The organism is Salinarchaeum chitinilyticum (assembly GCF_055390775.1).
Genome location: NZ_AP043888.1, coordinates 471,284 through 494,531 on the forward strand (window position 1 = coordinate 471,284; position 23,248 = coordinate 494,531).

Genomic DNA, 23,248 nt, shown 5'->3' on the forward strand with positions numbered 1-23,248 from the left:
CGATTTCCAACCACGACAGCAACGCCGGGAGCGTTGCTTCCAGTTCCGCAAGGATTTATCTCCCGACCGGCCCACCGTTCGCGTATGCAGATTCTGGTCACGGTCAAGGAGGTCGGCCAGCTAGGCGACGAAGTCGTCATCGAAGACGGCGAAATCGCCGAGTCGGCACTCGAATACGACCTCAACGAGTGGGACGAGTACGCGCTCGAATCCGCCGTGCAGCTGTCGGAGACGTTCGACGACGTCGAGGTCGTCACGGCGACGATCGGTCCCGAGCGCAGCGAGGAAACCATCAGGATGGCGCTGGCCAAAGGCGCCGATCGCGCCGTTCGGGTCTGGGACGACGCACTCGCGGCCGAGGGATCCGACGCCACCCCCGCAGACGGGCTCATGGACACGCGAGTCCGCGTGGAACTCCTCTCGGCCATCGTCGATCGCGAGGAGCCGGATCTCGTCCTGACAGGCGTCCAGTCCGCGGACGCGGCCTTTGCCTCGACCGGCGTCGCGCTGGCCGAGGAAATCGACGACGCATGGGCAGCCGTCGTCAACGACCTCGAGATCGATCCCGACGCGGGGACCGCCTCGGTTCACCGGGAACTCGAGGGGGGACTCGAGGAGCTGACCGACGTGCCACTGCCCGCCGTCCTCACGATCCAGACCGGGATCAACGAGCCGCGCTACGCGAGCCTGCGGGGGATCCGACAGGCGCAGTCGAAAGAGCTCGAGGTGCTCGACCTCGGAGCACTCGGGGTGTCGCCCGAGACCGTCACCGGCGACCTCGAGACGACCGGTCTCTACGAGCCGGAGACGACCAGCGACGCGGAGATCTGGGAGGGTGACGCGGCGACAACCGCCGGGCAGCTCGCCGATTTCCTGCGTGATTCGGGGGTGATCGAGGGATGAGCGACGTACTTGCAGTCGCGGAACACCGACGCGGCGACCTCCGGCCGGTCAGTCACGAACTGCTCACGGTCGGTCGAGAGCTGGCGGACGCATCCGGCGGGGACCTCCACGTCGCAGTGATCAGCGGCGACGTCGAGTCCTACGCCGATTCGCTGGACCGCGAGGGCGTCGACGTGATCCACACGATCTCCGACGGGGAGGAGTTCAACCACGACGTCACCGTCGAGAGCCTCGACGCGCTCTGGTCGGCGATCGACGCGAGCTACTTGCTCGCTCCGAACTCGGTCAACGGGCTCGACTACGTCCCCGCGATCGCCCAGCGCCTCGACCTCCCGCTCGTCACCGACGCGATCGACTGCTCGGTTGACGGGCAGCTCGAGGTCACTCGCGAGCGGTACGGCTCGAAGGTCGAGACGACGGTGGCCGTCGACGACGAGAACGGCGCCGTCGTCTCGATCCGGGACGGCGAATGGCCGCCCGCGGATGGCGTCGGCGACGCGACCGTCGAGTCCTTCGATCCCGGCATCGACGAGTCGGCGATCCACAGCACCGTCACCGGCTTCCAGGAGGTCGGCGCCGGCGACGTCGACATCTCCGAAGCCGACTTCGTCGTCTCGATCGGCCGTGGGATCGAGGAAGAGGAGAACCTCGAACTCATCGAACGGCTGGTGGACGCGACCGGCGCGACGCTCGCGGCCTCCCGGCCAGTCGTCGACAACGAGTGGCTCCCGAAGAACCGGCAGGTCGGCCAGTCGGGCAAGACCGTGACCCCGGACGTCTACATCGCCATCGGGATCTCCGGCGCAGTCCAGCACGTCGCCGGGATGAAGGGCGCGGACACGATCGTCGCGATCAACACCGATCCCGACGCGCCGATCTTCGACATCGCGGACTACGGCATCGTCGGCGACCTCTTCGAGGTCGTCCCCGCGCTGATCGAGGAATTCGGTGGCGAAACGGCCTGACCACGCACGTCGGTTCGCTCCGAGCCGCCGTTCGCGTCGCTCCTGAAGAACACCTACGCGCCGTAGCAGTGTCGACGGTCGTGAATCGCGCGCCGCCGCGCTCCCTCCACGAGGTAGAGTCCCTATGGGAGGTACGGTTCCTACCGGAAGCCGACAAGAGGTGCGTGCGCGCAGACGAACCCGTCGAAAATTCTCAGTCCTCGCGGAGATACCAGCCGTCCTCGTCGCGGTCGACGATCCCCTGCTCTGCGAGCGCGACGAGCCCGTCCTCGACGACGGCCGGAGGGGCGTCGACGGCCTCCGATAGCTCGGTCGTGTCCATGGGGCCGTCGGCGAGTCGCACGAGCAGATCTGCGTGCAGCCGGCCGTCGCCGTCGGCGTCGCCGTCGACCGCGTCGCACAGCTCCTCGACGGTCTCGGTGATGCGGCCCTGGACCCAGCGCTGGGCCATCGACAGTTCGTTCTCGAGGGCCTGCAGCTGGCTGAGTTCCGTCGCGAGTTCGCCTGGAGCGTGGCCGTCCTCGTCGAGGGAGACGTCGACTGTGAGATACCGCCAGGCCGTGATGTCGAAGCTACGGCTCGCGGGATAGGCGCTCTTGGCGCCGAACTCGTAGGGAGAGACGTTGACCTCCAGCCTAAGGTTCCGCGAGATGTGGAAGTACTTCCGGCGCCGCTCGTCCATGCGGCTCTCGACGAGCCCGGCGTCCTCGAGCTTCCGGAGGTGGTCGATGACGGCTTTCGGACTGACGCCGAGATACTCGCTGATCTCCGTCACGTAGCAGGGCTTGCGGGCGAGCAGGCGGAGGATCCGGCGCCGATTCTCGTTGCCCAGCAGGTCCAGCAGCGCGGCGGAGTCCATCTACGCGTAGCTTACGACCCTGACGGCAAAAGGGTGTCTGCACGGAGTGAGAGCGGGCGTCGAAACGGCCGTCTGAACCGCGGGAGGCGATCGGTCCGGTGCGACGTTCAAACGGGGACCGCGACCGAGGCGACGATCGCTCCGACCACGCCGTTCCCGGGGCCACCGGAGCTCTCAGCGTTTCCCGGCCCTTGACCGCCACCGTTCGGCCCCTGTCCCGGGCCAGACGATGCGCCGCCCGTCCCGTTCGTAGGGGCGCCGTTGCCGTTGCCAGCGCCATTTTCTCCACCGTTCCCGTTGCCAGCGCCGTCCCCTGCTCCACTCCCGTTGCCAGCGCTGTTTCCATTACCTGCACCGTTGCCGTTCCCCGCACCGTCTCCCGCTCCGTTCCCGTTGCCTGCGCCGTTTCCGTTACCGGCGCCGTTCCCCGCTCCGCCAGCGTTACCGGCGCCGTTCCCGGGACCCGTCCCGTTCCCGTTGCCAGCAGTTCCGTTGCCCGCTCCGGCACCAGGACCGTCAGGGGGACCGTTTCCCGAATCGCCGGGGGTGCCGTTGGGTGGTCCCTGACCGTTTCCGTTGCCCGGGTTCTCCGGCGGTCCGTTGCCAGGATTCTGTGAGGAAGCGCCCGCGAGGCTGCGTGCGATCGCAGCGACTTCCTGGCCGGAGAGTTCGCTGGCGTTCTCCCGGAGCCTCTCCAGCTGCGTCGTGTTCACTCCGGAGGCGACGGCGTCTGCCTCGGTCACGTTCGCACTCGTCTCGATCGCCTGGAGCCGGGCGGCAGCGGCGCTCATCTGGGCCCGGTAGGCGGTCGGATTCATCCCGTCGCGCTGGGCCTGGAGCTCCGCGACGCGCTCCTCGACGGCGGCGAGCCGATCGGCGAGATCTTGCGTCTGTGCCTCGACGAGCGCGGCCTGCTCGCTCTCGTTCGCAGCCGCGTACTTGGCCTCGTAGACGCCTTGCTCGACGTCGCCCTCCGCGTTGGCTTCGGTCGACTGCATGAAGCCGGAGATCGACTGTCCGAGGGTGACGTTCTCGACGCTGTCGTTTCCGTCGCTCGTGGCGTCGTCCTGGGCGACGACGGGCAGTGCAACCGCGAGTGAGGCCACCGCCAGGAGACAGAGGACGAGGGCGACGCGAGTTCGCATGTATCCGATACTGTGGCCCGACCAAGAAAAATAGCTGCGTTCGTTCCGATCGTTCACGAGAGACTAACGCGCGCCGCTACGGTCCGGAGAGCGTTCACGAACGAATCTGCACCGGTTTCGGCAGGTGACGACCGGGACTTCGCGTGAGGCCCTCGACGAAGAGAAGAGAAGCCGAGCAGAGCAGGCGGGAGAAGGTCGCGGCGCTGAGCTGGTGCGGAAAGGGGAGAGCGGGGGCGGAGGAGGAGAACGGAGACGGAGAAGGGAGAGCGGAGAGAGGAGAACGGGGACGGAGGCGAGTCACGCGACCGGGAGAAACTCGGCGAGCACCGAATCCACGTCCATGGCATTGAGATACTACATAAACCTTGGCGGACACGTTCATGTGTATGTGATTCTTTCACACAGTTGGACCACATGTTCGAGGAGTTCTCGAGCGGCTACTACCTCGGCCGGCTGTACGTACAGCCGACCGACGCCAGCGCAGCAGTGATCGACCGTGACCAGCACGAGCAGGTCAATCGCGACCTCTACGCGACCGGCGAGGGGCTCGAACGCCTCGACGCGCCGCTGGTCATGAAGATTCACGAGCAACACGTGCCCGTACACGGCGAGGACGGCGTGCCACGGGACACACTGTTGCTCCCCGAGTCCGTCGTCGACGAGACGCGGATCGAGAACCCGCCGGCGCTGACGGAAGTGCTCCTCGCGAAGCGCGATCGGGCGAAACAGCTACTTCGGATTACCGGCCGCGGCGACGGCTCGTCGGTGACGTAGCTGCTGGCACGCAGTTGTCGTATCCTGACACACCGATCCACTGTGGGATCTGACGGACCGCCGCGGCGGGCCGGTGGTGGGGTGTGTGGCCGGCCACTGCCGCAAGCGCTATTATCGCAGTGGATCAACCTTCCGAGCGAGCGGCTGCATGAGTCGAACTGAGCGCATCTTGCTGGATGGAACCGGCCGATTTCTCCAGGTCGTCAAGGACGGCCGGACCATCGACGACGCGAACTGGATCGAGGGCCGCATCCTCCTCTCGAGCGAGCGACTCGTGCTCGCGGGCAACGAGGGGACGCGGACGATCCAGCTCGAGGACGTCGACGAGTTCGGCGGCCGACACGACGTCAATCAGGCGATCACCAGGGTTCCACACTACACGAGCGTCCGCGTGGGCGATCAGGTGCTCCTCGTCACCACTGCAGCCGATCCCGAGCAACTCGAGGAGAAGCTCTACAGCGCACTCCTCGACCACGAACGCGTCTTCGCTCGTCACCCCGCCGTCGAAGGAGGCGTCCTCCAGGGAACGGAGTGGCACACCGCCCAGCTCAAGACCGAGTCGGACGTCCTCAACGTCGCCCTGACCAACGGGACGCTCGCCGAAGTCGAACTCGACGACATTTCCGAGCTGACGGCCGCCGAACAGACGCTCTCCGTCGGCAATCTCGACGCGGAAGAGCGACGCGTGCTGAAGGTCGAGCACTCGAAACCGGACGGGACGAGCGTCCAGACGTACCTCTCTGGCACCGCACGGCAGGTCCGATTCCTCGAATCGCTGCTCCGCGAGGGCGAAGCCCGCTCTGCGATCGGCGTCGATCTCACCGTCGACGAGAAGCAGGTGTTGATGGCGCTGCATTCCGGCGTCTCCCCGTTCGAAATCCCGGAGTTCGTCGACATGAAGGTCGACCGCGTCGAGGAGATCTACGAGCGCCTCGTCGACCTCGACGCGCTCAACGAAGTCCGCATGCGGCGCGAAGTCGAACTCACCGCACGCGGACGCAAGATCGCTGGCGGCGCGATGAGCGACGAGTGAGCCGGACAGCGACCCGGTTGATCGGGCGCGGTGGTGCTTCGGAATGCGTAGACTGTCGGAGGGGTAAGCGAAGGAGCGTTCCGAGCGTCGGGAGCTGGACCTCAGGACTCCACGTCGTCGATACGGTGGATTGCGACCAGCGCACCGTCGTGTGAGAGACTCCCGGTATCGACGTCGGCGACGAGCCCCTCGCCAGCGAGCTTCTCGAGTATCGCCTCGGCGTCGATCGACTGCTCTGGATCCGCCTCACTGGCTCGCCGGTCGGCACCGACGGCGCGGTCGGATTCTGCGAGCACTCGCGGCAGCGATTCGACCGGGACGCCCGCGTAGAGAGCGACGAGCGCCCGTTTCTCGATCTCGCCCAGTTCAACGTCCTCGAGGACCTCGTCCGCTCGATAGAACTCGGATCGGAGGATCCGTGCGAGGACGTTCAGTCGATTCGACGCGTCGTGGTAGATCTCCGTCGTGACGACGGCGTCTCCGTCCCGGTGAGTCACCGCCAGGAGCGGTCGGCCACCGTCCTCGCCGTCCCGGCGATACTCGACCCCCACGACGTCGTCGAGCGAAATCGTCAGGTCGGTTTCCTGGCCCCGGAACCGAAGCGAGTCGTCCTTCGGAACGACGGCCACCGATTCGAGCCCCGTATCGAGGACGCGCCCGCCCTCACGAGCTGGATGTCGAATCTCGCCCGGATGTCCACGGAGGATCGCCTTGTAGAGGAACAGCGCGAACCGATCGATGCGATCGTGTTCGCCCCGGATCAGCGCTGTCCGTCGGTCGGCACCGTCCGCGTACGCGACGAGTACGGACTGGTCGAAGAAGCTGCCCAGATCCTCCGGAATCTTGCTCACGACGACGTCGAACACGTCGTCGAGGTCGACGACGGTCCGGCCGCTGTCGCTCGCGAGCACGAGCTGATCCTCCGAGAGGAGCACTCTGGCTTGCAACGGCTCGTCACCGGCGGCACCGTCGTACAGCGCCTCGGCGACGAAGTCCGCGACCACGGATCCGGACATCGACGTTCGTTGCGGATTCGACACGGCGTCACATATCAGTTCCGGCACCATCGCCGCGCCGTCCCCCGGCCAGCCCGGCGCCCGATGCCGGATCGGCGTTTCTGTCGCTCGGACTGCCGAGAGGCCCGATCGCGATCTGTCGGCGAGCAGAATTATCTCTGCAGATAATTTCGGCCGATTCGAACCGGGCGATCGCTTGCCGGAACGATCGCCGAGTTCGAGGGCGAGAACGGATGAAATCGCAGGACTGCGAGGAGTCGATTTGGTGATCGAGGAGGGCACTGATCGCGTATATCGTTCCGGAATCCGGCGAGAGAGCAACTGAATGTCGGAAAAACAGCCGAAATATTGAAGTGATAATCGGCCCGCTTTAGAGTACAATGCTGGCGCTCGATCCCGCACCGATCGGTGAAGTCGCGATTGCGAGCCCGACGCTCGCCGTCGGCTCGCTCGCGGCGCTCGGTTTGCTCGGCGTCACCGACTGGATCCTCGGTGACGACGAGCCACCGGAGTCGACCGAGCAGCCCCCGGGCGACGGTGGGAGCGGGATGTTCGACGAGCCCGAGACTGCGGGCGACGGTGGTATCGCGGGCGACGACGGCGGTGACGAGTTCGCATTCGACGACGACGGTGGCGACGACGCGTTCGACGAGTTCGACGTGGGGGGCATGGACGAGGAAGGCGGTGGCGGTGGTGGCGCGCAGGTCCGAGAGCTCGAGTCTCGTATGGACGAGCTGGAGGACGAGGTCTCGAGCATCTCCTCGACCGTCTCGACGGTCAGGACCGAGAACGAACAGATCAGCGAGTCCGTCGACGACATCGAGGAGAACGTTCGCAAGCTGCTGGACATCTACAAGATGGTGACCAAGGGCGTCAACCCGTTCGTCGACGAGGACGGTGGCGGCGGGTTCGCTGGGGCCGACGGATCGTCGCTCGGGCTCTTCGACCAGGACGACGATGACGAAGAAGAGGCCGAGGACCTCGACCCGGACGTCACCGACGCCGACGCCGAGGAGTTCTTCGACGACGACTTCGAGGACGAGGAAGAGATCGACGCGGAAGCTGACGAGGAGGACCAGGCGGAGGCCGATGCGGAAGCATCCGAGGAACCCATGGCACAGAGCGACGACGCACCGACTGACGAAGAGGGCGGAGCAAAGAGCTTCGACGAACTCCGCGAGGAGTACGAGGACGGCGCCGAGTGGAGCGAAGAAGACGAGGAGGACGACGCCGACGCTGCCGAGACGGAGGACGAAACGCTCGAGGAGGATGGCTCCGACCTCGACGACGAAGCGGAGGCCGGATCCGAGGACGACGAGGAGACGGTCGACGACGGGCGCGTCGACGGGCTCTTCGACGAGGCCGATCAGCAGGCCGCCGACCCTGACGACGCCGTCGCCCAGCAGCCCGCCCCACAGCCCGCAGCCCAACCGAGCCCGCAGACGCCGCCACGGGACGGTGCTCGCCAGCCCGTCGCTGGGGCCGGTGGCGAGAAGCCGTACCTCCGACAGCTCCCCTCCGGGTACGTCTCGGACCTCCTCGTCATGGAGTGGGTCGAGTTCCTCGTGACCGAGAGCAGCCCGTCGGGCGCCCACCGCGCGATCACCTACTACGAGAACGTCGGCTGGGTCGGCCACCGCGCCGCCGACCAGCTCCGGGAGTTCGTCGACGGCCACCCCGAAGGCGGCGCCGGGAACGACGCCGAGGACGCCGGCGCGCTGACCATGGACCACCACACCACGAGCCTCCGGTACGTGGCCCGGATCACCGGCGACGTCCAGGAGAACGTCCTCGCGTCGTGGGACGACGGCGACAACCGCTGGCTGCAGCGCTGACGGGTCGCTCCGCTGCCTCACTGGCCGGCTTCCTCGTTTTGAGACGCAGCTGTCCGGTCGTCCCTCACGACTGACTCACTCCCTGGCGCACCCGCTCCACACTCACCCAGCTCCGCGGAGCGGTCTCGATTGCCCGCCGAGATTTTAGCGCGTGATAACGGGGCGGATACCCTTATCACCCGGTCCGCGAAAGGACCGGTAACCGATGGCAGAGAACGTGTTGATCGTCGACGATTCGGACTTCATGCGAAACCTCCTGCGGGAAATTCTCGATGAAGAACACCAGATCGTCGGCGAAGCCGAGAACGGCGTCGAGGCGGTCGAGCGCTACAAGGAGTCACAGCCGAACGTGGTCATGATGGACATCGCGATGCCGATCCGTGACGGCATCGACGCGACGGCCGAGATCAAGGAGGAGGCCCCAGGCACGAGCGTCATCATGTGCACGTCCGTCGAGCAGGAGGAGATGATGAAAGAGGCGATCAAGGCCGGCGCGGACGGCTACATCACCAAGCCCTTCCAGAAACCCAACGTCCTCGAGGCGATAGACGACGCCGTCAACGCCTGATCATGCGCGTCGACCTCAAGACGCTCGGCACGTTCAACGAGCTCGCGAACCGCGGGGCCAGCAGCGCGGCCAGCTCGCTCGCCCAGCTCAGCGACACCGAGACGACGGTCGGTGCCACGAGCGCCGACCTCGTTCCGGTCGGTGACATCGCCGATCGCTTCGACGACGGCGCGACGTTCGTCGGCGTCGAGATCGGATTCGAGGGCGGCATGGAGGGCTCGATCGTGCTGGTGTTCGACAGGGAGAGCGCAGGACGGCTCCTCGAACGGATCGTACCCCAGCACTGGGACGACGTCGACGCGACGCTCGATCGGAGCACCGTCAGCGAGGTCTCGAACATCATGGTCGGCGGATTCGTCGACGCCTGGGCGAACCACTTCGGCACGCGCCTGCAGCTCGGTCCGCCGACGTACATCGCGGGCGCGGCTGCGGACGTCATCCCCGGCAGCGTCCCGACCTGGGACGAACGCCGAACCGCGCTCACGTTCACGAGCCAGCTTCAGACGCCAGGAGTGGGAGCGGGCGCCCCAGGAGCCGGGGCTGGGGTGGCTGGAACGGACGGTACTCCAGCCGCAGCCGACGACACAGATCCCGACGCCGACATCGACTTTCACATCTACATGTTCCCCGAGCGGAGCTCCTTCGCAGCCGTCGTCGGCGAAGCCGTGCCCGACCAGGAGTTCCCGATCTCGATCGAGAAGCTCTCGGCGTTTACCGAGATGACCAAACGGGGAGCGGGCCGGGCAGCCGACAAGATTAGCGGCATGACGGGGATCCAGATCGACGTGGAAGTCGGACGGACGACGTTCGTCCCGATCGACGACGTGTCGCGACAGGCTGCCGACGAGCCGCGGATCGGCTCGGTTGCGACGCTCCAGGCAGCTCCCGGAGGATTCATCGTGATCCTCTTCGATCTGCACTCGGCGATCACCGTCGGAGACGCACTGCTCCCGATCGAATCCGAGGAGGACGGTCTCACCGATCAGCACCGATCGGCGATCGAGGAGATCGGGAATATCATGACCAGCGGGTTCATCGACGGCTGGGCGAACGCGCTCGACCGGAAGATCCAGCACGACCCACCGGAGCTCGTCGAAGACACGGCCGCCGCGACGCTCTCCTCGCTCGTCGACCGTCTCGACGCCAGCCAGGAGCACGCCTTCCTCCTCGACGCGACCGTTCGCGCCGCGGGCCGGGAGATCAACTGCGACCTCTACGCCATTCCGGACGAGCGCTCCTTCCAGGAAGTCCTCGGCGAGATGACGATGACCGAAGCGCGCGCCGCAGCCACCGATCCCGACGAACTCGAACCCGCCGCATACGACGATCTCCGGTGAGCCCATCGGCGAGCCAGGACTCCTGGTCGTTCGTTCAGGATCGATCGGCCGATCCGACTGACGGGTACCCCCACTGCCGAGTGCTGCGTGAACTCGCCGGATCAGCACGGAGCCCCCGGACCGCCCACGGACCGCTTTCGACACCCTCTTGGCTGAATTGTCCGAACGTCCGGTAGATGGAGTTCCTCCAGCGTCGTCGATCACTGGTGGAAGACCGCCTCACCGAGGTCGTCGAATCGGTGGATCCGGCGGAGCTCTCCGCCGAGATGGAACACGTCGCCCTCGCCGGCGGAAAGCGGGTCCGTCCGATGGTGACGATCCTCGCCTGCGAGGCGGCCGGCGGCGAGCCAGAGGACGCCGTCGACTTCGGCGTCGGCGTCGAACTCGTCCACAACGCCTCGCTGGTCATCGACGACATCATCGATCGCTCGGAGGTTCGCCGCGGCACGGATAGCGCGTGGCTCGCGTTCGGACACGGCCCGGCAATCGTCGCAAGCGACGGGCTGCTCGGCGAGGCGTTCCACCTCTTCGCCGCCGACGGACAGGCGACCTCGGTCGTCACTGCCGCGATGGTCGAACTCGGCGAAGGCGAAGCGACGGAGCTGCAGGCGATCCCCGACGGAGAAGCCGAGTACCTCGAACTCGCGCGCCGGAAGACGGGCGCACTGTTCCGGGCGGCTGCCGAACTGGGTGCTATCGCAGCCGAAGCGGACCAGGAGACGATCGACGCCTTCGGCGAGTACGCCGAGCGCGTCGGTGTGGCGTTCCAGATCCGGGACGACGTGCTGGACGCGACCGCGGAGGCCGACGACCTGGGCAAACCGACCGGCCAGGACGCCGCGATGGATCGGCCGTCCGTCGTCCACGTCACGGACCTCGACCCCGACGCCGCGAACGCGAGAGCACGCGAGGAGGCCGACCGCGCGCTCGCCGCGCTCGACCGCCTCGAGCTCGCGAACGACACCGCGGAAGGGTATCTGCGGGATCTCGCGGAGTTCGTCGTCGTGAGAGAGCGATAGCGGTTCGTCGCGATCGCGGCGCCGCGCGGAGGGGTCTCCTCGTGACGCTGTATCCTATCGTGACGCTGTATCCTCTCGGGACGCTGTATGCTCTCAGGACGCTGTATGCTCTCAGGACGTTGGATCGGCGTCGCGTGGGAACCGGGACTCCGCGATCGCGAAGGCGAGCGTACTCGAGACGCCGAGGAGGAAGGCGCCAGCGAGCGCGACCGCGAGCGCCGAGAGTTCCACCTCGCCGAGGACGTAGCCGCTGGCGGCGTAGAGCACGAGTGCGATCGCACCGACGTAGAACGGAGCGTTCAGATAGCGCCACTCGAGGGTGCCGGCGAGATACTCGTCGGTGATCTGCCCGAAGCTCGTGGTGAGTCCGGCGGCAGCGAACCAGCCGATCGCGCCGTAGAGGATCGCGGCACCGACCTCGATAGCGCCCAGTGCCGTGTTCGCGTCTGCACGTACTGATTCGAGCTGGTCGAGGCCGTTGATCCCGCCGACGAGGAGGATGACCGCCGCGACGAGCGTGGTCACGATCGTCACGCGCCCGTCGTAGAGCCCGTTGCGAAGGCGATCGACGGTCCTGTCGAGCGTCGACCCCAACCCGAGTCCGCGACCCAGGAGATAGAGGCCGATGAGTCCCGACGTCAGGCCCAGAACCACGCCCGGCATGTCGAAGTAGCTCGCGATGACTGCCAGCGGATAGATCATCAGCAGGATTCCCAGCGGAACGAGGAGCGTCCCGCGCGTCTCCGGATCGTCGAGCACCTGCTTGATCGTGTAGTACATCGACTCGAGGTCCTGGGCCTGGCGAACGACGACGCGCCGGACGCCGTCGACGGAGATACGCGAGCGGATCACCGGCATGACGCTCTCGTCCTGTGCGCCGTCGGTGACGACGAGCGCCCGCACCTCCTCGCCGGTCTCCAGGCCCGCGAGGATCTCGTCGACCTCCTCGCCGACCCGGCGATTCGCCCGGACGTCGTCGCCGTTCTCGCCGGCGACGGCCGCCACGACGACGGTCTCGTCGGTGACCTCCGTCGCGACGTTGACGCCCTTGAACAGGACGTTCACGTCGGAGTCCTCGGGATCGGCCGTCGCGAGCGCCACGGCGGCCTCCTCGACGCCATCGCGCCCGACGACCGGCGTCTCGATGCCGGTCTTCCGGCCGATGTCGTCGTCGAGGTCGACGCAGAGGACCAGCAGCATTGCTCGGCAGTTGTTCGTCGCCCCATACAACAGTTCCGGAGGCTTCGAGAGCCGTCGTACCGATCGCCAACGGAAGCCTCACGGGAACGTCTCGATCGACGTTGCACTGTGGGATTGGCCACTGCTGTGAGCCGCGTCACGCTGTCGGCCGTTTCGATACTCTTGTAGGCGTCCACTGACCGGAGCTCGATCGCGGCAGGGACCCACTATCGTCTACCGAACGAGAAAGATTTATATAGAATTGCTAAGTAGGTCCTATCGACTACAATGTCCGAATCACAGCAGCGACGCATGGGCGGACAGCCCATGTTCGTGCTCAACGAGGACAGTTCTCGAACGAGTGGCCGGGACGCCCGCCAGGCCAACATCTCCGCGGGGAAGGCCATCGCCGAGGCCGTCCGGACGACACTGGGCCCGCGCGGCATGGACAAGATGCTCGTCAGCGACGGCGACGTCGTCATCACGAACGACGGGGCCACCATCCTCGAGGAGATGGACATCGAGCACCCCGCGGCGGACATGATCGTCGAGGTCTCCCAGACCCAGCAGGAGGAGGTCGGCGACGGTACGACGACCGCCGCGATCCTGACCGGGCGCCTGCTCGCGCAGGCCGAGGACCTCTTCGACGACGACGTCCACCCGACGACGATCGTCGAGGGCTACCACCGCGCCGCCGAGATCGCCGCGGAAGCCATCGAGGACATCGCGATCGACGCGGCCGTCGACGAGGAGGTCCTCCGCACCGTCGCGGAGTCCTCCATGACGGGCAAGGGCACGGGCGGGGTCACCGCCGAGTCCCTCGCCGAGGTCGTCGTCGACGCCGTCACCCAGGTCCGCGACGGCGAGGACGTCGCACGAGAGAACATCACGGTCCACACGCAGGCCGGCGCCTCCTCCGCAGCGACGGAGCTCGTCGAGGGCATCGTCCTCGACGAGGAGGCCGCCAACCCGCAGATGCCAAAGACCGTCGAGGACGCCAGCGTCGCCGTGCTCGACGTCGAGCTCGGCGTCCGGAGCGGCGACGTCGACGCGGAGTACACCGTCGAGAGCGTCGATCAGCTCACCGCGGCGATGGAGGCCGAGGAGGGCGAGCTCAAGCGACACGTCGAGACGCTGCAGAACGCTGGCGTGGACGTCGTGTTCACGACGGAGGACATCGACGACCGCGTCGCCGCCCAGCTGGGCCGCGCGGGCATCCTCGCCTTCGAGAGCCTCGGCGGCTCCGACGCAACCGCGGTCGCCAACGCCACCGGCGCGACGCGCGTCGGTGACCTCGACGACCTCGAGGAGTCCGACCTCGGTCACGTCGAAACCGTCCGCACGGAGTCCTACGAGGACGACGACCTGGCCTTCGTCGAAGGTGGCGCGGCAGCCAAGGCCGTCACCATCTTCTGCCGGGGTGGCACCGAGCACGTCGTCGACGAGGTCGAGCGTGCCATCGAGGACGCGCTGGACGTCGTCACCGCGGCCGCCGAGACCGGCGAGGTCGTTCCCGGTGCCGGTGCGACCGAGATCGCGATCGCCGACCGCGTGCGCGAGGAGTCCGCCAGCGTCGAGGGGCGCAAGCAGCTCGCCGTCGACGCCTTCGCCGACGCGATGGACGCGATCCCGCGAACGCTCGCCGAGAACGCCGGCGCTGACCCGATCGACACGCTCGTCGACCTGCGCGCACGTCACGAGTCCAAGGGTCGAGCGGGTCTGATCGCCGAGGACCGCGAGGCCGAGGTCGGCGATCCCGTCGAGCACGGCGTCCTCGACCCCGCGACGGTCAAGCAGGAGGCCGTCGAGAGCGCGACCGAAGCCTCGACGATGATCGTCCGCATCGACGACGTCATCTCCGCCGAGTAACCGTCGCCAGGAGCGGTTCAGCTCCCGTTCCGAACCTGTTCGGCGACGATACTTCCGTTCTCGCGACAGTAATTCGACGTGAACCGACGGTCTACGTGGCCAGACCGTCGAGTCGGCGACCCCGAATCGTGAGCGATTGCTCCACACGTACCCGAACATGTTTGGGCCGATTCCCCGCAAATGGGGATCGACGACCCCCTTTCTTGGGTGTAGCCGGAACCTCCACCTGTAATGTCACAGGTCGATCCTTCCATGGACCGCCGTGCGGTACTTGCAGCGGGCGCGGGGCTGGCGGCCGCTGCCGCTGTTCCCGGTGCAGCGACGGCCCAGTCCGACGATCTCGAGTCGTGGCTCTCGGGCGCGAACAACTACGACGGGATTCAGGACTTCACCGGCCAGGAGCAGGTGACCGTCGACGTCGGCGCCGGTAACGGCCTCGCGTTCGGTCCGGCGGCGATCCGCGTGGACCCGGGGACGACGGTGACGTGGGAGTGGACCGGTAACGGCGGCCCACACAACGTCTCCGCCGTCGACGGTTCGTTCAGGTCGGGCGACACCACGCCGGAAGCGGGCACGACTTACGAGCGAACGTTCGAGGAAGCCGGAGAGTTCCGGTACGTCTGCGAGCCCCACCAGGGAGCGGGCATGAAGGGTGCAGTCGTCGTCGGTGGCGGCGGTGGGGGCGTCGATCCGGCGGCGCAGGTCGAGGAGTTCCTCGCGGGCGCGAACAACTACGACGGCGTCGCGGACCTCCGCGGTGAGGACGCCGTAACCGTCGACGTCGGCGCCGGCAACGGGCTGGCCTTCGGCCCCGCTGCGATCCACGTCGATCCCGGAACGACGGTCACCTGGGAGTGGACCGGCAACGGCGGCCCGCACAACGTCTCAGAAGTCGACGGCGCGTTCCGCTCGGGCGACGCCACGCCGGAAGCGGGCACGACCTTCGAGCAGACGTTCGAGGAGGCAGGGGTCGCCCGCTACGTCTGCGAACCCCACCAGGGAGCTGGCATGAAGGGTGCTGTCGTCGTGGGCAGCGGGAGCGGCGCGGGCGGCGGGGGAAGTGGCGCAGGCGGCGACGGAGCCATCGGCTCCAGCACCTTCGCCGCGGTGACTGGCGTGTTCCTCGTGCCGATCCTGTTCGCGCTGGCGCTGCTGGGCAAGGAGCTCGCCAGCGGCGACGACGAGGAGGATCGCGTCGGCCACAGCCACCCCTAGCGAAGGGTAATCGAATCACCGACGGCGACCCCGAAGCGATCGGCACCACGGCCACGGTTGACGGCGAGTTCCACGTTGCCGTGACTGCCGACCGTGACCAGGCCGTCGCCGACGCTTTCTGCCGCGTAGTGGTCCGCGACGGGCCAGGTCCTGCCATCGATATCGACGCGATCGCGGCCGGCGAGCACGTCCCCCGGCACGTTCGTGATGGCGTTGCCGAAGCCGTCGACGACGAGCACCTCGCCCCCGATCCGTTCCGCCTCACTCCCGGTACCCCCAGCGTCGCCGCCGATCACTGGGTCAGGAAACCGGAGATCGACGAACGACTCCGTCGGTTCGAGGAACGGGCACGTCTCCATCTGGTCGACGCCGCGTTCGTGGATCAGCGCCGCAGCGGGCGCGAACACGTCCCGGCCGTGGAACGTCGAACTCGCCGCGTCGTCGACGAGGATCTCGAACACCTCGATCACCGGCGACTCGCCTGGCCCGCCCGGTTCGACGGTGCCAGCGTCTGTCGCCGAATTTCGGCCAGCCACGCCGCGCAGCCCACTGCCGGCGACGGGTGGCGGATCCAGCAGTCCCCGGGCGGCCGGGAGTGCCAGCCCGTTGTCCGGCGCGACCAGCGCGTGCTCGCCGACCCGAACGGCGATCGCCGAGCGGTCGGAGCCGACGCCCGGATCGACGACGGCGCAGTGAACTGCGGGCGGCGCGTACGGCAACACCTCGCGCAGCCAGAAGGCCGCGGTCCGCACGTCCTGTCGCGGGAAGTCGTGCGCGACGTCGAGGATCTCGGCGTCGCAGTGCTGGCGGATCGCAGCGCGCATCGCCGCCGGATACGGCGAGCCGAAGTCGGAGGCGAGCGTGAGCATCGGTGCAGTGAGTGAGTTCAGCTATCAGGTAGCTACGCCTCCGCACCGTCGTCGGAGGCGACTTCCTGCAGCCGGCCGACGCCGTCGACCTCCTCGATCGCGTCGACGACGGAATCGGGAACGAGGTGTTCCCAGGGATCGCCGGAGAGCATCCGCTCGCGGATACCGGTGCCCTCGTACTCCTGCCGGTTGAACATCGGCAGCTCACGGACCTCGACGCCCACCTCTTCGAACAGCCGCGTCACGAGCGGATTGTTGGAGTAGACGACGTCGAAGGGCGGACAGAGACTCTCCACGTGACTCGTCCAGAGCGCGTTCCGATCGACGTCGACGATCGGAACGACGTACGCGTCGACGTCGAGTTCGTCGAGCGTTCGCGTGAGCATCACGTGGCGTTCGCCGGCGGTGAACGGGTTGTCGACGCTGTGTGACTTGTCGGCGCTGCCGATCCCGACGACGAGTTCGTCGCGCTCGGTGGCGATCTCGCGGAGTACGGCTTCGTGGCCCTCGTGGAGGGGCTGGAACCGACCCACGTAGAATCCCCGGGACATGTGTCCCCGTCTGTACGCTTCATTTATAAGTATGGCGAGTGGGGCCGATTCACCGATATTGCCGGTAGAGCACCTCTTCCTGTCGATAGCGTTCGGTCACGAGCGGTACATCGGGGGAGAAAGTATATCAGTCGCGCTACCCTCTCCCGATCTAGCGACAACGGTCTATGAGCAAGGATACGGAACCCGACGACGAGCCCTCCGATTCCGGGGCCGGCGGCGAGGGCGACGCACCCCCGCCCGACGCACCCGACGGAGGTGGTGACGAGCACCGCGCCGACGAGGCCGACGCTCCGAGTGACGACGGGAACGACGCCCGTCGATCAGGAGACGGCTCCCGCGACGGCGAGAGCGGCGGCCCCGCGGGAAGCGACGGCGACGCTCGCCGTCCGACAGCACCCCACGAGGAGACGAACGATGACGAGCAGACCGCGTCCGACGGCCCCAGCGACGGAACTGGAGACTCGGACGGTCAGTCCTGGGACGAGCGGTTCGGGGACGACGACAGCACCGACCACGGGGAAGGTGCTGCCTTCCCGCAGGAGGAAGGGCCCGAACAGCTCTCCGAAGCCGACGGCGACGTGCTCGGCGAGGACGTTCAGGAAGAACTCATCGACGAGGACTACGACCCGGAGACCGACGACGACCTGCTCGGTGGCCTCGACATCGACTCGACCGAGGATATCCCGATTCCCGACCGCCTGGTCGATCAGGTGATCGGGCAGGACGACGCCCGCGACATCGTCATCAAGGCGGCCAAGCAGCGCCGCCACGTGATGATGATCGGGCCGCCCGGTACCGGGAAGTCCATGCTGGCCAAGGCGATGAGTCAGCTGCTCCCCAAGGAGGAGCTCCAGGACGTCCTCGTCTACCACAACCCCGACGACGGCAACGAGCCGAAGGTCCGGACGGTCCCGGCGGGGAAGGGCGATCAGATCATAGAGGCCCACAAGGAGGAGGCCAACAAGCGCAACCAGATGCGGATGTTCCTGATGCTGATCATCGTCGCGATCATCCTCGGGTACACCATCCTGACGCCGACGAACATCCTCCTCGGGCTGATCGCGGCCATCGCGGTCTACTTCGTCTTCCGCTACATGCAGCGGGGGTCGGACGCGAACATCCCGAACATGATCGTCAACAACGCCGACCAGACGGTCGCGCCGTTCGAGGACGCGACCGGCGCCCACGCCGGCGCGCTGCTGGGCGACGTCCGCCACGACCCGTTCCAGTCCGGCGGGATGGAGACGCCCAGCCACGACCGCGTCGAGCCTGGGTCGATCCACAAGGCGAACAAGGGCGTCCTGTTCGTCGACGAGATCAACACGCTCGACATCCGGACCCAGCAGAAGCTGATGACGGCGATCCAGGAGGGCGAGTTCGCGATCACGGGCCAGTCCGAGCGCTCCTCGGGTGCGATGGTCCAGACCGAGCCCGTCCCGACGGACTTCGTCATGGTCGCGGCCGGGAACATGGACGCGATGGAGAACATGCACCCCGCGCTGCGCTCCCGCATCAAGGGATACGGCTACGAGGTGTACTTCGAGGACACCATCGACGACACGCCCGAGATGCGCCGGAAGTACGCCCGCTTCATCGCCCAGGAGGTCGAGAAGGACGGCCGCCTTCCACACTACACTCGCGAGGCCGCCGAGGAGGTCATCCTCGAGGCCAAGCGGCGGTCGGGCCGGAAGGATCACCTGACGCTGAAGCTGCGGAACGTCGGCGGGCTCATTCGCGTGGCGGGCGATATCGCCCGCGCCGAGGACGCCGACGTGGTGAGCCGCGAGCACGTGCTTCGTGCCAAGAAGCGCTCTCGGTCGATCGAGCAACAGCTCGCCGACGAGTTCATCCAGCGCCGGAAGGACTACGAGCTCAGCGTCTCCGAGGGCTCGGTCGTCGGCCGCGTCAACGGCCTCGCGGTCATGGGCGGCGACTCGGGGATCGTCCTCCCCGTCATGGCCGAGGTCACGCCCGCACACGGAGCGGGCGAGACGATCGCGACGGGCCAGCTCAAGGAGATGGCCCAGGAGGCCGTCCAGAACGTCTCCGCGATCATCAAGAAGTTCTCCGACGAGGACCTCTCGGAGAAGGACGTTCACATCCAGTTCGTCCAGGCCGGTCGCCAGGGCGTCGACGGCGACTCCGCGTCGATCACCGTCGCGACGGCGGTGATCTCCGCGCTGGAGAACGTCCCGATCGACCAGTCGCTCGCGATGACCGGCTCGCTGTCGGTCCGGGGCGACGTGCTCCCCGTCGGCGGCGTCACGCACAAGATCGAGGCCGCCGCGAAGGCCGGCATGGATCGCGTGATCATCCCGAAGGCCAACGAGCAGGACGTGATGATCGAGGACGAGTACGAGGACATGATCGAGATCATTCCCGTCTCGCACATCAGTGAGGTTCTCGACGTGGCGCTGATCGGTGAGACCGAGAAGGACGGTCTGGTCGAGCGCCTCAAGTCGATCACAGGCAGCACGCTGGATCAACAGATCGGCAGCGGATCGCCGAGCCCGCAGTAACGTGCCCGACTGGACGGCCTTCGGGGCCGTCGCCGGGCTCGTACTGTTTCTCGTTCTCGGACTCGCCTGGATCACGAGCGGTGCGCTCGGCGGGCGCCGAGAATCATCCGGGGACGGTTCCCAGCGTGCCCCACCGCCAGCGGATTCCGGAACTGTCGAGCGCAACGCCGATTCTCCAGACGGGCGTTTCGGGAGCGACCGCGACCCGGAGGCGGTCACCGATCCCGCTTCAGATCGTCTCACGACGGGCACTACGGGCGGCGTCGAGTCCATCCCGACGACGGCGCTGCTCGCCAACGTCGCGCTGACCCACGGGGGGCTCGGCGTCCTCCTGCTGGGCGCTGCTGCGCTGACTGGAATCCCCGCCGCCGCGCTCGGCGTCGCCGGGACCACGTTGAGCACCGGATATCTCGCCGTGCTGGGTGGCCTCGGATCCGGGCTGGCACTCGCCGCGACGAACGTCGGACTCGCCGCCTCACTCGATCGGATCGGCGTCGAGTACAGCGAGAACCTCCGGAGCGCGCTCGCGCCGGAGTCGGCCGTTGGCTGGCTCGTCCTGCTGGGCGTCATCCTGCCGCTCGTCGCGGGGTTCGAGGAGCTGCTCTTCCGTGCCGTACTGATCGGCGTGGCCGCGACGGCGATCGGCGCGTCGCCCTGGCTGTTCGTTGTTCCGGCGACGGTCGCGTTCGCGCTCGGCCACGGGCTCCAGGGCAAGGGCGGGATCGCCGTGACCGGACTGCTCGGTGGGGCGCTCGGCGTGGCGTTCGTCCTGACGAACAGCCTCCTGCTCGTCGTGATAGCCCACTACGTCGTCAACGCGGTAGAGTTCCTGCTCAAGGAGTGGCTCGCGATCGACGTCGACGGCCGATTCTGAGTCGACGGGGCCGTCGACGAAGCGAAGTCTCGACTCAGGCGTCCTCGAGCCGGTCGAACGTCTCCGCGACGAGGTCGCCAGTCTGGTCGACGACGGCCTGCATCTCCTCGTCGTCGGGCGCGATCCCGACCAGTCGGGCGATCCGCATGATGGAGACGTGGTAGACTCGCTGGACGCCCGGTTCCTCCTCCCAGATCACCACGTTACAGGGGAAGAGGCCGCCCAGCTTCGGGGTCACGTCGAGGACCCGATCGGCGACGGCGGGGTTGCACGCGCCGAGGACGTAGTAGGGATCGCGGTCGGCGTCGACCTTCTCGTTGAGCAGCTCCGACGGCGAGAACTCGACGGGGATGCCGAAGCCGACGTCGAGACAGACCTCGCGAACGTGCTCGATCGCCTCGTCGTGGGGCATTGCGAGTGTCGTCTGGTGTTCGCCGTAGTCCTCGGGGTCGATCTGCGTGGGGTCGATCGGGAGTGGCATATTGGTGCTTTTGGCGCGGTCGATGAAATGTGTGCCGTAGCAGGAATTCGGTAGTACTCAAAAGAATCCGCTGTCGTCGTTACCTCCGAATACTCCATCTAGGAAACCTCCCTGTTGTCCTGGCCTTCCCCCCGACCCCATCCGATCACGTTCCTTAATAACGAACGCAAACTGGGTCTGATTCATCCCGAGACCACCTCCCCCGGAGTATCGGTTCTCCAGTTCTCTCCAACCATCTCTATCCTCAATTCCACACGCACAGGCGATCACGTAGCTATAGTTGTCTGCATAGTCCTCTAACTGGCCCCGAAGCTTCTTCTTCTGGGAGTTTGTGAAGTTCCGCTTCAGTTCGATACCCACAGTATCGTCTACCACAACATCTCCATAGCTGGTTCCGTGTTCAGTCGAAACAGCATAGCCACCAGATGGCCCACCGAAACCCCCAACCGGACCAGATTGATTTCCGTTCAACTGTTCGTCGAGATACGATTGGAGTTCCGCCTGATACTCTCGTTCGTGACTTTGGACCTCGCTGGGGACCCATTCCTCGACGAGGCGTAGGACATCCGGTCCGACTCCTCCAATAGCCATGAACCATGGTTGGATGTAATCTGGCAATAATGTATTGGCAATTGAGGCGGATCGTGATGATGGACAGCGACCTGTCCGATCCGAAAGCCCCGATCGCTCGAGGGCTGCGGCTCGCTGCGGTCCTCGGTCGCTTTCGCTCTCTGCGGTCCTTACTTCGCCACGCACCGTCGAGCGATCGGCCCCTTTCGATGTCCACCCGCCTCATTCCTCCCCAGCCTTCTGCGCTGCTCGGGATCGCTTCGCTCACCGCTGCGCTGCCGAGGCGAAGCCTCAGACTTGCTGGATCTCCGATCCAGCATCGCTCGGCCCTCGCACGCTGGCTTGCGAGGGCTGCTCGCCCGCTTCGTGGCTCGCAGCCCCGCCAGCGCGCGCCAGAGTGACCCCAGCGGAGTATCGCGATATTGAGGAAATTACCCCGGACAGGGCTCCGGAAGGGGCCGACCGGTCGTCGATCGTAACGAAGCAAGCACCGCAGCGATTGAAGGGAGCGAGGAGCGCAGCGAGTTAGAATCGACGAGCGGGAGGGGGCTTCCGTAGGCGGTTGCGGCGCCCGGATAACGTGGAGGAGAGCTCTAGCTTTTCTACCACCGATTAATTTCCCCAGCCCCTTTCGCAAAGCCTGATACCCTAGCCCTCACAACGAGCGTCCATGGCAACCTCGAGCGCTCCCGGGAAGATCTACGTCATGGGAGAGCACGCAGTCGTCTACGGCGAGCCGGCGGTCCTCTGTGCGGTCGAGCGACGGGCCCGCGTGACCGTCGAGGAGCGATCCGACGGCGGCCTCCGGGTGGACTCGGAGGACCTGACACTCGACGGCTTCACGATCGAGTACGGCGCGACCGCTGGCGAGGACACGAACGTCGATGTCCCCGAACACCTCCTGGAGGCGGCGACGGGCTACGTCGACGAGGCAGTCGCGCAGGCCCGCGACGCGGCGGACGCGCCCGACGCCGGCTTCGAAGTCACGATCCACAGCGACATTCCGCTGGGTGCGGGACTCGGCTCCTCGGCGGCGGTCGTGGTGGCGGCGATCGACGCGGCGACCCGGGAGCTCGGCGTCGAACTCGATCGCGAGGAGATCGCCGACCGGGCCTACCAGGTCGAGCACACGGTGCAGGACGGCCAGGCCTCCCGCGCGGACACGTTCACGTCCGCGATGGGTGGAGCGGTCCGCGTCGAGGGCGACGGCGGCGAATCTATCCCGGCCCCGGACCTCCCGCTGGTGGTCGGCTACGACGGGGGCGCTGGCGACACGGGGAAGCTCGTGTCGGGTGTCCGTGAGCTCCGCGATCGCTACGAGTTCGCGGCGGACACCGTCGAGTCGATCGGCGAGCTCGTCCGGGAGGGTGAAACGGTCCTCGCCGACGGCGATCTCGACGAGCTCGGTCAGCTGATGGACGTGAACCACGGGCTGCTCTCCGCGCTCGGCGTCTCCTCCAGATCGCTCGACGCGATGGTCTGGGCGGCCCGGGACGCCGGCGCGAAGGGCGCGAAGCTCGTCGGCGCCGGCGGCGGTGGCTGTATCGTCGCGCTCGACGACACCGACGAGAGTCAGACCGCGCTCGAGTACACGCCGGGCTGTGAGGAGGCGTTCCGGGCCGAACTCGCCGAGGACGGGGTGCGTCGGGAGTGAGCCCGAGCGA

At 66.9% G+C, this 23,248-nt stretch carries 21 protein-coding genes; 13 read left to right on the forward strand and 8 right to left on the reverse strand.

The features are described 5' to 3' along the window. Window positions 1–84 precede the first annotated feature (84 nt). A complete protein-coding gene (locus tag ACZ5KP_RS02340; RefSeq protein ID WP_460919503.1) occupies window positions 85–903 on the forward strand; it encodes an electron transfer flavoprotein subunit beta/FixA family protein in 819 nt (272 codons plus the stop codon). Beyond that, window positions 900–1,868: an electron transfer flavoprotein subunit alpha/FixB family protein gene (locus ACZ5KP_RS02345; protein ID WP_460919505.1), complete on the forward strand. Its 969-nt coding sequence runs from the start codon at window positions 900–902 to the stop codon at window positions 1,866–1,868. The genes ACZ5KP_RS02340 and ACZ5KP_RS02345 overlap by 4 nt, the downstream gene beginning before the upstream one ends. 193 nt (window positions 1,869–2,061) lie before the next feature. Here the strand turns inward: ACZ5KP_RS02345 and ACZ5KP_RS02350 are convergent, their stop codons facing one another. Together ACZ5KP_RS02350 and ACZ5KP_RS02355 are read right to left on the reverse strand one after the other, a co-directional pair. Continuing rightward, the gene (locus tag ACZ5KP_RS02350; RefSeq protein ID WP_460919507.1) at window positions 2,062–2,727 is read right to left on the reverse strand and encodes an ArsR/SmtB family transcription factor; all 666 of its coding nucleotides are present in this window, start codon (window positions 2,725–2,727) and stop codon (window positions 2,062–2,064) included. Between the two features lie 107 nt (window positions 2,728–2,834). After that, window positions 2,835–3,872: a hypothetical protein gene (locus ACZ5KP_RS02355; RefSeq protein WP_460919509.1), complete on the reverse strand. Its 1,038-nt coding sequence runs from the start codon at window positions 3,870–3,872 to the stop codon at window positions 2,835–2,837. Window positions 3,873–4,286: 414 nt separating this feature from the next. Here ACZ5KP_RS02355 and ACZ5KP_RS02360 point away from each other — a divergent pair, with 414 nt between their 5' ends. Together ACZ5KP_RS02360 and ACZ5KP_RS02365 are read left to right on the forward strand one after the other, a co-directional pair. Continuing rightward, window positions 4,287–4,646 (forward strand): DUF5802 family protein, encoded by a 360-nt coding sequence (locus tag ACZ5KP_RS02360; RefSeq protein WP_460919511.1) that lies wholly within the window; start codon window positions 4,287–4,289, stop codon window positions 4,644–4,646. Between the two features lie 148 nt (window positions 4,647–4,794). Next, window positions 4,795–5,679, forward strand: a complete 885-nt coding sequence (locus tag ACZ5KP_RS02365; protein WP_460919513.1) for a CheF family chemotaxis protein — start codon at window positions 4,795–4,797, stop codon at window positions 5,677–5,679. A gap of 101 nt (window positions 5,680–5,780) precedes the next feature. Here the strand turns inward: ACZ5KP_RS02365 and ACZ5KP_RS02370 are convergent, their stop codons facing one another. Next, on the reverse strand, window positions 5,781–6,695 hold the full coding sequence (locus tag ACZ5KP_RS02370; protein ID WP_460919515.1) for a CheF family chemotaxis protein: 915 nt from the start codon (window positions 6,693–6,695) through the stop codon (window positions 5,781–5,783). 380 nt (window positions 6,696–7,075) lie between these two features. Between ACZ5KP_RS02370 and ACZ5KP_RS02375 the strand changes: the two genes are divergently transcribed. From ACZ5KP_RS02375 to ACZ5KP_RS02390, 4 genes are all read left to right on the forward strand, one after another. Further along, on the forward strand, window positions 7,076–8,530 hold the full coding sequence (locus ACZ5KP_RS02375) for a FlaD/FlaE family flagellar protein (protein ID WP_460919517.1): 1,455 nt from the start codon (window positions 7,076–7,078) through the stop codon (window positions 8,528–8,530). A gap of 205 nt (window positions 8,531–8,735) precedes the next feature. Further along, window positions 8,736–9,098 (forward strand): chemotaxis protein CheY, encoded by a 363-nt coding sequence (gene cheY / locus ACZ5KP_RS02380; protein WP_460919519.1) that lies wholly within the window; start codon window positions 8,736–8,738, stop codon window positions 9,096–9,098. A 2-nt stretch (window positions 9,099–9,100) separates the two neighbouring features. After that, complete coding sequence (locus ACZ5KP_RS02385; RefSeq protein WP_460919521.1) at window positions 9,101–10,435, forward strand: chemotaxis protein CheC; 1,335 nt, start codon at window positions 9,101–9,103, stop codon at window positions 10,433–10,435. Window positions 10,436–10,611: 176 nt separating this feature from the next. Then, window positions 10,612–11,454 (forward strand): polyprenyl synthetase family protein, encoded by an 843-nt coding sequence (locus tag ACZ5KP_RS02390; RefSeq protein ID WP_460919523.1) that lies wholly within the window; start codon window positions 10,612–10,614, stop codon window positions 11,452–11,454. 111 nt (window positions 11,455–11,565) lie between these two features. On the opposite strand, the gene ACZ5KP_RS02395 is transcribed toward ACZ5KP_RS02390, so the two are convergent. Next, a complete protein-coding gene (locus ACZ5KP_RS02395) occupies window positions 11,566–12,654 on the reverse strand; it encodes a DUF373 family protein (protein WP_460919525.1) in 1,089 nt (362 codons plus the stop codon). 306 nt (window positions 12,655–12,960) lie between these two features. Between ACZ5KP_RS02395 and thsA the strand changes: the two genes are divergently transcribed. Both thsA and ACZ5KP_RS02405 read left to right on the forward strand, forming a co-directional pair. Then, window positions 12,961–14,502, forward strand: a complete 1,542-nt coding sequence (gene thsA / locus ACZ5KP_RS02400; protein ID WP_460921108.1) for a thermosome subunit alpha — start codon at window positions 12,961–12,963, stop codon at window positions 14,500–14,502. Between the two features lie 231 nt (window positions 14,503–14,733). After that, window positions 14,734–15,717 (forward strand): halocyanin domain-containing protein, encoded by a 984-nt coding sequence (locus tag ACZ5KP_RS02405; RefSeq protein WP_460919527.1) that lies wholly within the window; start codon window positions 14,734–14,736, stop codon window positions 15,715–15,717. On the opposite strand, the gene ACZ5KP_RS02410 is transcribed toward ACZ5KP_RS02405, so the two are convergent. Together ACZ5KP_RS02410 and ACZ5KP_RS02415 are read right to left on the reverse strand one after the other, a co-directional pair. Further along, window positions 15,714–16,586 carry an SAM hydrolase/SAM-dependent halogenase family protein gene (locus tag ACZ5KP_RS02410; protein WP_460919529.1) on the reverse strand — a complete coding sequence of 291 codons (873 nt, stop codon included), beginning with the start codon at window positions 16,584–16,586 and terminating at the stop codon, window positions 15,714–15,716. The two genes, ACZ5KP_RS02405 and ACZ5KP_RS02410, sit on opposite strands and share 4 nt — an antisense overlap. A 32-nt stretch (window positions 16,587–16,618) precedes the next feature. After that, window positions 16,619–17,137: a nicotinamide-nucleotide adenylyltransferase gene (locus ACZ5KP_RS02415; RefSeq protein ID WP_460919531.1), complete on the reverse strand. Its 519-nt coding sequence runs from the start codon at window positions 17,135–17,137 to the stop codon at window positions 16,619–16,621. A gap of 167 nt (window positions 17,138–17,304) precedes the next feature. Here ACZ5KP_RS02415 and lonB point away from each other — a divergent pair, with 167 nt between their 5' ends. Next, entirely contained in the window at window positions 17,305–19,659 is a 2,355-nt protein-coding gene (gene lonB, locus ACZ5KP_RS02420; RefSeq protein WP_460919533.1) for an ATP-dependent protease LonB, read from the forward strand. A gap of 1 nt (window position 19,660) precedes the next feature. Continuing rightward, window positions 19,661–20,533: a CPBP family intramembrane glutamic endopeptidase gene (locus ACZ5KP_RS02425; RefSeq protein ID WP_460919535.1), complete on the forward strand. Its 873-nt coding sequence runs from the start codon at window positions 19,661–19,663 to the stop codon at window positions 20,531–20,533. 34 nt (window positions 20,534–20,567) lie between these two features. Here ACZ5KP_RS02425 and ACZ5KP_RS02430 read toward each other — a convergent pair whose 3' ends face one another. Both ACZ5KP_RS02430 and ACZ5KP_RS02435 read right to left on the reverse strand, forming a co-directional pair. After that, complete coding sequence (locus ACZ5KP_RS02430) at window positions 20,568–21,014, reverse strand: DUF302 domain-containing protein (RefSeq protein ID WP_460919537.1); 447 nt, start codon at window positions 21,012–21,014, stop codon at window positions 20,568–20,570. A 57-nt stretch (window positions 21,015–21,071) separates the two neighbouring features. After that, window positions 21,072–21,605 (reverse strand): hypothetical protein, encoded by a 534-nt coding sequence (locus ACZ5KP_RS02435; protein ID WP_460919539.1) that lies wholly within the window; start codon window positions 21,603–21,605, stop codon window positions 21,072–21,074. Window positions 21,606–22,254: 649 nt separating this feature from the next. Here ACZ5KP_RS02435 and mvk point away from each other — a divergent pair. After that, window positions 22,255–23,238, forward strand: a complete 984-nt coding sequence (gene mvk / locus ACZ5KP_RS02440) for a mevalonate kinase (RefSeq protein WP_460919541.1) — start codon at window positions 22,255–22,257, stop codon at window positions 23,236–23,238. Window positions 23,239–23,248 lie beyond the last annotated feature (10 nt).

What these genes read in the sequence shown, in the direction of transcription:
- ACZ5KP_RS02340 (WP_460919503.1), top strand. Translation starts at nt 85, where the DNA reads ATGCAGATTCTGGTCACGGTCAAGGAGGTCGGCCAGCTAGGCGACGAA.
- ACZ5KP_RS02345 (WP_460919505.1), top strand. Translation starts at nt 900, where the DNA reads ATGAGCGACGTACTTGCAGTCGCGGAACACCGACGCGGCGACCTCCGG.
- ACZ5KP_RS02350 (WP_460919507.1), bottom strand. Translation starts at nt 2,727, where the DNA reads ATGGACTCCGCCGCGCTGCTGGACCTGCTGGGCAACGAGAATCGGCGC.
- ACZ5KP_RS02355 (WP_460919509.1), bottom strand. Translation starts at nt 3,872, where the DNA reads ATGCGAACTCGCGTCGCCCTCGTCCTCTGTCTCCTGGCGGTGGCCTCA.
- ACZ5KP_RS02360 (WP_460919511.1), top strand. Translation starts at nt 4,287, where the DNA reads ATGTTCGAGGAGTTCTCGAGCGGCTACTACCTCGGCCGGCTGTACGTA.
- ACZ5KP_RS02365 (WP_460919513.1), top strand. Translation starts at nt 4,795, where the DNA reads ATGAGTCGAACTGAGCGCATCTTGCTGGATGGAACCGGCCGATTTCTC.
- ACZ5KP_RS02370 (WP_460919515.1), bottom strand. Translation starts at nt 6,695, where the DNA reads ATGTCCGGATCCGTGGTCGCGGACTTCGTCGCCGAGGCGCTGTACGAC.
- ACZ5KP_RS02375 (WP_460919517.1), top strand. Translation starts at nt 7,076, where the DNA reads ATGCTGGCGCTCGATCCCGCACCGATCGGTGAAGTCGCGATTGCGAGC.
- cheY (WP_460919519.1), top strand. Translation starts at nt 8,736, where the DNA reads ATGGCAGAGAACGTGTTGATCGTCGACGATTCGGACTTCATGCGAAAC.
- ACZ5KP_RS02385 (WP_460919521.1), top strand. Translation starts at nt 9,101, where the DNA reads ATGCGCGTCGACCTCAAGACGCTCGGCACGTTCAACGAGCTCGCGAAC.
- ACZ5KP_RS02390 (WP_460919523.1), top strand. Translation starts at nt 10,612, where the DNA reads ATGGAGTTCCTCCAGCGTCGTCGATCACTGGTGGAAGACCGCCTCACC.
- ACZ5KP_RS02395 (WP_460919525.1), bottom strand. Translation starts at nt 12,654, where the DNA reads ATGCTGCTGGTCCTCTGCGTCGACCTCGACGACGACATCGGCCGGAAG.
- thsA (WP_460921108.1), top strand. Translation starts at nt 12,961, where the DNA reads ATGTTCGTGCTCAACGAGGACAGTTCTCGAACGAGTGGCCGGGACGCC.
- ACZ5KP_RS02405 (WP_460919527.1), top strand. Translation starts at nt 14,734, where the DNA reads ATGTCACAGGTCGATCCTTCCATGGACCGCCGTGCGGTACTTGCAGCG.
- ACZ5KP_RS02410 (WP_460919529.1), bottom strand. Translation starts at nt 16,586, where the DNA reads ATGCTCACGCTCGCCTCCGACTTCGGCTCGCCGTATCCGGCGGCGATG.
- ACZ5KP_RS02415 (WP_460919531.1), bottom strand. Translation starts at nt 17,137, where the DNA reads ATGTCCCGGGGATTCTACGTGGGTCGGTTCCAGCCCCTCCACGAGGGC.
- lonB (WP_460919533.1), top strand. Translation starts at nt 17,305, where the DNA reads ATGAGCAAGGATACGGAACCCGACGACGAGCCCTCCGATTCCGGGGCC.
- ACZ5KP_RS02430 (WP_460919537.1), bottom strand. Translation starts at nt 21,014, where the DNA reads ATGCCACTCCCGATCGACCCCACGCAGATCGACCCCGAGGACTACGGC.
- ACZ5KP_RS02435 (WP_460919539.1), bottom strand. Translation starts at nt 21,605, where the DNA reads ATGGCTATTGGAGGAGTCGGACCGGATGTCCTACGCCTCGTCGAGGAA.
- mvk (WP_460919541.1), top strand. Translation starts at nt 22,255, where the DNA reads ATGGCAACCTCGAGCGCTCCCGGGAAGATCTACGTCATGGGAGAGCAC.